The 7,152-nt window shown below is 54.4% G+C and carries 7 protein-coding genes; all 7 read left to right on the forward strand.

The genetic code is table 11. The annotated features are described in order from the left end of the window. The first annotated feature begins 14 nt into the window (after window positions 1–14). Window positions 15–1,538: an L-arabinose ABC transporter ATP-binding protein AraG gene (gene araG, locus JHD74_RS07950; protein ID WP_199062334.1), complete on the forward strand. Its 1,524-nt coding sequence runs from the start codon at window positions 15–17 to the stop codon at window positions 1,536–1,538. 17 nt (window positions 1,539–1,555) lie between these two features. Further along, window positions 1,556–2,539: an L-arabinose ABC transporter permease AraH gene (gene araH, locus JHD74_RS07955; protein ID WP_024529939.1), complete on the forward strand. Its 984-nt coding sequence runs from the start codon at window positions 1,556–1,558 to the stop codon at window positions 2,537–2,539. 329 nt (window positions 2,540–2,868) lie between these two features. Continuing rightward, entirely contained in the window at window positions 2,869–3,786 is a 918-nt protein-coding gene (araC, locus tag JHD74_RS07960; protein ID WP_024530524.1) for an arabinose operon transcriptional regulator AraC, read from the forward strand. A 270-nt stretch (window positions 3,787–4,056) separates the two neighbouring features. Continuing rightward, window positions 4,057–5,097 carry an oxidoreductase gene (locus JHD74_RS07965; protein WP_199062336.1) on the forward strand — a complete coding sequence of 347 codons (1,041 nt, stop codon included), beginning with the start codon at window positions 4,057–4,059 and terminating at the stop codon, window positions 5,095–5,097. Between the two features lie 75 nt (window positions 5,098–5,172). Further along, a complete protein-coding gene (locus tag JHD74_RS07970; RefSeq protein ID WP_199062338.1) occupies window positions 5,173–6,168 on the forward strand; it encodes a bile acid:sodium symporter family protein in 996 nt (331 codons plus the stop codon). A gap of 16 nt (window positions 6,169–6,184) precedes the next feature. After that, complete coding sequence (locus JHD74_RS07975) at window positions 6,185–6,490, forward strand: hypothetical protein (RefSeq protein WP_074031414.1); 306 nt, start codon at window positions 6,185–6,187, stop codon at window positions 6,488–6,490. Between the two features lie 168 nt (window positions 6,491–6,658). Continuing rightward, on the forward strand, window positions 6,659–7,152 hold a 494-nt coding region (locus JHD74_RS27035; protein WP_370592612.1), incomplete at its 3' end, for an SDR family oxidoreductase.

Genomic DNA, 7,152 nt, shown 5'->3' on the forward strand with positions numbered 1-7,152 from the left:
TTGAGGAAAGCACTATGACTGCCGTCACGCCCTATCTGGCTTTCAAAGGCATCGGTAAAAGCTTCCCTGGCGTCAAAGCGCTGGATGATATCAGTTTCAGTTGTCAGGCCGGGCAGATCCACGCGCTGATGGGGGAAAACGGCGCCGGGAAATCGACGCTGCTGAAAATCCTCAGCGGCAATTACGCCCCAAGCAAAGGGGAGATCCACCTCCAGGGGCAAGCGGTGCAGTTTGCCAATACCACCGACGCGTTGAACGCCGGGGTGGCGATTATCTACCAAGAACTGCATCTGGTGCCGGAAATGACCGTGGCAGAGAACATCTACCTGGGGCAGTTGCCGACCAAACATGGCCTGGTGGATCGCAAACTGCTGCGTTATGAGTCCCGCTTACAGTTGGAACACCTCGGGTTGGACATCGATCCGGATACTCCGTTGAAGTACCTGTCGATTGGCCAGTGGCAGATGGTGGAGATTGCCAAGGCTCTGGCGCGTAACGCCAAAGTGATTGCGTTTGATGAGCCGACCAGTTCGCTGTCGGCACGTGAAATTGAGCAACTGTTCCGGGTGATCCGCGAGTTGCGGGCCGAAGGGCGAGTGATCCTGTATGTCTCACACCGGATGGAGGAAATTTTTGCGCTGAGTGATGCCATCACCGTGTTTAAGGATGGCCGCTATGTACGGACCTTCGACGATATGCAGCAGGTAAACAATGAAGTGCTGGTGCAGGCGATGGTGGGCCGCGATCTTGGCGATGTTTATGGCTATCAGCCACGCGAGCTGGGAGAAGTGCGGTTGCAGCTTACCGATTTGCAGGCCGCCGGGGTGAAAACGCCTATCAGCTTTAACGTTCGCGCTGGCGAAATTGTTGGCCTGTTTGGTCTGGTGGGCGCAGGGCGCAGCGAACTGATGAAAGGGATTTTTGGCGCTACGCGGGTAACTGCGGGCCAATTGATGCTTGATGGCAAGCGGCTCAATGTTCGTTCACCGATCGATGCTATTCGTGCGGGCGTGATGTTGTGCCCGGAAGATCGTAAGGCCGACGGCATCATTCCGGTGCACTCGGTACGTGACAATATCAACATCAGCGCTCGCCGCAAAAGCATCAAGGCGGGCTGCCTGATCGATAACGCCTGGGAAACCAGCAATGCCGATCACCATATCCGCGCGCTGAATATCAAAACCCCAACGGCAGAACAATTGATCATGAATCTCTCCGGTGGCAACCAACAGAAGGCGATCCTGGGCCGCTGGCTGTCGGAAGAGATGAAGGTGATCCTGCTGGATGAGCCGACACGCGGCATTGACGTTGGCGCAAAACACGAAATCTACCACGTGATTTATCAACTGGCGCAGCAGGGCATTGCGGTGCTGTTCGCTTCCAGCGATTTGCCCGAAGTGCTGGGGCTGGCGGATCGCATCATCGTGATGCGTGAAGGGGCGATTTCTGGCGAGTTGACCCATAGCGAGGCCACTGAGGAAAAAGCTCTCAGCCTGGCGATGTTACGTACCCCCGATATTGCAGCGGCGATGGCCTGATTGCGAAGGAGCAAGAGATGTCGAGCATGACAACCAATTCTGTGAAAAACCGCGGTGGCCTTGGGTTGGCGCGTATCTGGGACAGCTATGGCATGCTGGTGGTATTCGCCGTGCTGTTTGTTGCCTGCGTCGTGTTTGTGCCGAATTTCGGCAGCTTTATCAATATGAAGGGCCTGGGTCTGGCGATCTCCATGTCCGGGATGGTGGCGTGCGGCATGCTGTTTTGTCTCGCCTCAGGTGATTTTGACCTGTCGGTGGCGTCGGTTATCGCCTGTGCAGGTGTCACCGCGGCGGTGGTCATCAACATGACCGAGAGCCTGTGGATCGGCGTGGCTGCCGGTTTGTTGTTGGGCGTGCTTTCTGGGCTGATCAATGGTTTTGTGATCGCCCGGCTGAAGATTAACGCGCTGATCACCACCTTGGCTACCATGCAGATCTTCCGCGGTCTGGCCTATATTATTTCCGATGGGAAAGCGGTGGGGATCGAAGATGAGCGTTTCTTTGCGCTCGGTTATGCCAACTGGTTGGGGCTGCCCGCCCCGATTTGGATCACCATAGGCTGCCTGATCCTGTTTGGTTTCCTGCTCAATAAAACCACCTTTGGCCGCAATACACTGGCTATTGGTGGCAACGAGGAGGCAGCTCGGCTGGCCGGGGTGCCAGTAGTGCGCACCAAGATCATCATCTTTGTGCTTTCCGGGCTGGTATCCGCCGCTGCGGGCATTATTTTGGCTTCGCGTATGACCAGCGGCCAGCCGATGACTTCAATCGGCTATGAGCTGATCGTGATCTCAGCCTGCGTGCTGGGGGGCGTTTCACTCAAAGGGGGCATAGGCAAAATTTCCTACGTTATCGCTGGGATCCTGATCCTGGGCACGGTGGAGAACGCCATGAACCTGCTGAATATCTCGCCGTTCTCGCAGTATGTGGTGCGCGGCGTGATCCTGCTGGCCGCGGTGATTTTTGACCGCTACAAGCAACAAGCGAAGAGCAGGGCGTGAAGACCCATCACAATTTTGCTATTGCCGCGAGCAGCATTTTGCCAAATGGGTAAACTTGCTATAGGTGGATAGTGTGTTGTCGTTTATTGAGCAATCTCTATTTTCCCCTCACCCCAACCCTCTCCCCAAAGGAGAGGGAGCTGCACGGAGCGCGTGGTTGGCCCGTGCAGCTTCGGTAAGTAGGTAGTAAGAGGAAAGGCAGGTATTACACAGAAAAATCAACGAACTCGATCGGTTCCCTCTCCCTGTGGGAGAGGGTTAGGGTGAGGGAAGCAGACCACTCATCTTGCCAAGTTTTGGGATAAAGAAACGACACATTTGGAGGCCAGATGTATCATCGCATGGTTCAGGAACCCCAACCGAACCCGTTGTTGCCGGGTTACACCTTTAACGCCTACCTGGTTGCCGGGCTGACGCCGATTATGGCGGACGGGCCGCTGGATTTCTTTATCGATCGTCCCGGCGGCATGAAGGGTTACATCCTCAATCTGACCATTAAAGGCCAGGGCAAGGTGTTTGACGGTGAGGAGACGCTTTACTGTAATCCTGGCGATCTACTGCTGTTCCCGCCCAAGGCGGCGCATAACTATGGCCGATCACCGGATAGTGACTGCTGGTATCACCGCTGGGTCTATTTCCGCCCGCGTGCCTATTGGGCAGACTGGCTGGAATGGCACAGCAAGGCGCATCAGGTGGGGCGTCTGACGTTGCCCAACAACCAGTTGCTGACGGAGTTTGACCGGCTGTTTGCCAACATTGAGCAGACCCAACGTTCCGGCCGACGTTTTGCCGAAGAGATTGGCATGAACCTGCTGGAACGGCTGTTGCTGCGCGCGATGGAGGAGGATCCCCTCAGCCCGCAGAAGATTATGGACCCACGGGTGATTGAGGCTTGCCAGTTCATTACCGGCAATCTGGCGGGGGAGCTGCGTATTGATGAAGTGGCACGCCACGTTTGTCTTTCCCCTTCGCGGCTGGCGCATCTGTTCCGTGACCAGGTAGGGATTAATATCCTGCGCTGGCGTGAAGATCAGCGGGTGATCCGTGCCAAACTGCTGCTGCAAACCACCCAGGAGTCGATTGCCACCATTGGCCGGGTAGTTGGCTACGACGATCAGCTCTATTTTTCGCGGGTGTTTCGCAAGCGGGTTGGCGTCAGCCCCAGCGATTTTCGCCGCCGCAGCCTGGAGATAAACTACCCGGTGAGCCATTCACGTGATCGGCCATTGGTTGCCACCGCCCGTTAATCGGCCTGCGGATACGACCGTTGTTAGGGGCGCCACATGCTGCGCCCAATTTACCGCATGTCATGCCCGCTTAGCCATACTGCCAGTTTGTTATCAATCTGCATTTAGCTCTTGTTCCATCCCCCAGCATGGTGTCAAATCGAATCAATCGCTACTTCATCTTTTTCCAGCGGCAACACTCAGGAGCGGGTTTCTCGCCGCAACTTACAAGGATGTGGCATTTCAACTGCCTGGAATTGATGCATATATCGCCCTGTATGAGGAAACAAGATGTCTGAAACAATCCGCGTTGGCCTGGTGGGCTATGGTTACGCCAGCAAGACTTTTCATGCTCCGCTGATCGCAGGAACCCCTGGCATGGCGTTGGCCGCAGTTTCCAGCAGTGACGCCGGTAAAGTCCACGCCGACTGGCCGATGATGACGGTGGTCAGCGACCCGCAGGCGCTGTTCAACGACCCCTCGATTGACCTGATTGTCATTCCAACACCGAACGATACCCACTTCCCATTGGCACAACAGGCGATGGCGGCGGGCAAGCATGTTGTGGTGGACAAACCGTTTACCGTGACACTGTCACAGGCGCAGCAGCTACAACAGCAGGCAGAGCAGAGTGGACAACTGCTTTCGGTATTCCACAACCGCCGCTGGGACAGCGATTTCCTGACCTTAAAAGCCTTGCTGAAAGACGGCGCTTTAGGGGAAGTGGTCTATTTTGAATCCCATTTCGATCGTTTCCGCCCGGAAGTCCGCCAGCGCTGGCGTGAGCAAGGTGGGGCTGGCAGTGGTATTTGGTACGATTTGGGGCCGCATCTGATTGACCAGGCGTTGCAGCTGTTTGGCAAGCCACAAACGCTGTTTGTCGATCTCGGCGAGCTACGTCCGGGTTCACAATCGGTAGATTATTTCCATGCGGTGCTCAATTACGGCCATCGGCGTGTGGTGCTGCATGGCACGGTGCTGGCCGCGGCAGAAACTGCACGTTACATTGTGCACGGTACACAGGGCAGCTTTATCAAGTATGGTCTGGATCCGCAGGAAGATCGCCTGAAAGCCGGTGAGCGTTTGCCGCAGGCCGACTGGGGTTACGATATGCGCGACGGAGTAGTGACGTTGTCACGTGACGGCATGCTGGTGGAACAGCCGCTGTTGACCATTCCGGGCAATTACCCAGCCTATTACGGCGCCATTCGCGACGCGATTTCCGGTGCAGGTACCAACCCTGTTCCGGCAAGCGAGGCGATACAGGTCATGGAAATGATCGAGCTGGGCATTGAGTCGGCGAAACAGCAAAAAGCGCTACCTGTCAGCTAATAGCAATAATAACAGTAGGGTTCAGAGCGCTTCTGAACCCTTTTTTACGCATTAAATAGCAAGGAATTGTGCAGGATGTCCTGGTTACAACGTCTACGTATCGACAAGTTTTTACTGGTACTGCTGATGGTGGTGCTGTTGGCCTCATTGCTACCCTGTGAAGGGATTTGGCAGACCTTCTTTGAACATTTAACCACCGCCGCGATAGCCCTGTTGTTCTTCATGCATGGGGCGAAACTCTCCCGTGAGGCGATCGTTGCCGGCATGAGCCACTGGAAACTGCACTTGGTGGTGTTTCTCAGTACCTTTGCGCTCTTCCCGCTACTAGGGTTGTCGATGAACCTGCTGGTGCCGGGCATAATGACGCCCACCGTTTATCTGGGTTTCCTCTATCTTTGTGCTTTGCCTGCCACGGTTCAATCGGCAATCGCTTTCACCTCCGCAGCTGGCGGGAACGTGGCGGCGGCGATCTGCAGCGCTTCGGCATCCAGCATTCTTGGGGTATTCCTGTCTCCGCTGCTGGTGGGGGCATTGATGCATACACAAGGAGGCAATACTGACGTATTGCATGCCATCGGCTCGATTATTCTGCAGCTGATGGTGCCTTTTGTTATTGGCCATCTGGCACGTCCGCTGATTGGCAAATGGATCGATCGCCATCGCAAACTGATTAACCTCACCGATCGTTCCTCGATCTTGCTGGTGGTCTATACCGCGTTCAGCGCGGCGGTGGTTGAGGGGATTTGGCACACCATTGATGGCTGGTCGTTGCTGACGATCCTGGTGATGTCGCTGGTGCTGTTGGCGGTGGTACTGATTATCAACACCTATGCCGCACGTTGCCTGGGCTTTGATACAGCCGATGAGATCACTATCGTATTTTGCGGTTCGAAAAAGAGCCTGGCCAACGGCATTCCGATGGCCAACGTGCTATTTCCAGCCGCTGCCGTTGGGGCAATGGTATTACCCTTGATGATCTTCCATCAGGTACAGTTGATGGTATGTGCGGTGCTGGCACAGCGCTATGCGCGTAAAACAGCCCAGCAGCGCGAAGTTGCCTTAACTAAATAAAAAACAGGGATGCAGCATGACCAAGGTAGTCGAAATTTTGCAATATCGTTTACAAGCGGGCAGTGGCGAGCGTTTTCACCACATCATGCAGCATGATAGCGTGCCGCTGCATCAGGCCGCAGGGATCACCGTGCTTGAGTACGGTGTTTCACTACACGATCCCGATGCCTATTACCTACTGCGGCGGTTTGATGGCATGGTGGAAATGGAACAGGTATTGCAGGCCTTTTACAGCAGCCAAGCCTGGTTGGAGGGGCCACGTACCGAGATTGTGACCCTGATTGAAGAGAGTCACCGGGTGGTGCTGCCATATCAGCCCTGACCTGCCGTGGGTTGTGGGCTAAATGGAATTGTCCGGTCGGGGATTTAGCACTGGTGGATATCGGGATCGGTGCCGTCTCCAACGGGCAAACGTATTTCAGGCTTTGGATAAATCTCTTATTTTCTCAGTATGAGCTTTGCGGTATCTGCAAAGCCATTATCTGATTTAATGGTATTCCACTATTGTCACCAGCAAATAAAATATAAACGGGTTATTTACTATTTAGGTGATAAAGTGGAAAGTAAAATTAATATATTAATTACAGGGGCAACTGGATTTGTCGGGGCCTACTTACTTCGTGATTTACTTGCCGATGCTTCCGTTGGTAAGATATATGTACTATGTCGTAACATTCAGTCGGATAATGAAAGGCAGCGACTGATTGATGCATACCATAAGTTCTCCATTGATAGCTTGGATGTACTGGCCTACACCAAAAAGATACGTATGATTGAAGGAGATATCACTCAACCATCTCTAGGTATCAATAGAGTGCATTATCAAGAACTCTGCAAAGAAGTTGATGTAATTTATCATGTTGCTGCTCGTGTCAATCACATAAGACCTTATGAGGCCCTCAAGGGCTGTCTCTTATACACATCTAAAATGGGGGGGGGGGGGGGGGGGGGGGGGGGGGGGGGGGGGGGGGGGGGGGGGGGGGG

The organism is Serratia sp. ASV30 (assembly GCF_016428815.1).
GTDB lineage: Bacteria > Pseudomonadota > Gammaproteobacteria > Enterobacterales > Enterobacteriaceae > Chania > Chania fonticola_C.

Bases quoted from the DNA above. Each gene is read 5' to 3' on its own strand.
- araG (WP_199062334.1), top strand. From the start codon at position 15: ATGACTGCCGTCACGCCCTATCTGGCTTTCAAAGGCATCGGTAAAAGC.
- araH (WP_024529939.1), top strand. From the start codon at position 1,556: ATGTCGAGCATGACAACCAATTCTGTGAAAAACCGCGGTGGCCTTGGG.
- araC (WP_024530524.1), top strand. From the start codon at position 2,869: ATGTATCATCGCATGGTTCAGGAACCCCAACCGAACCCGTTGTTGCCG.
- JHD74_RS07965 (WP_199062336.1), top strand. From the start codon at position 4,057: ATGTCTGAAACAATCCGCGTTGGCCTGGTGGGCTATGGTTACGCCAGC.
- JHD74_RS07970 (WP_199062338.1), top strand. From the start codon at position 5,173: ATGTCCTGGTTACAACGTCTACGTATCGACAAGTTTTTACTGGTACTG.
- JHD74_RS07975 (WP_074031414.1), top strand. From the start codon at position 6,185: ATGACCAAGGTAGTCGAAATTTTGCAATATCGTTTACAAGCGGGCAGT.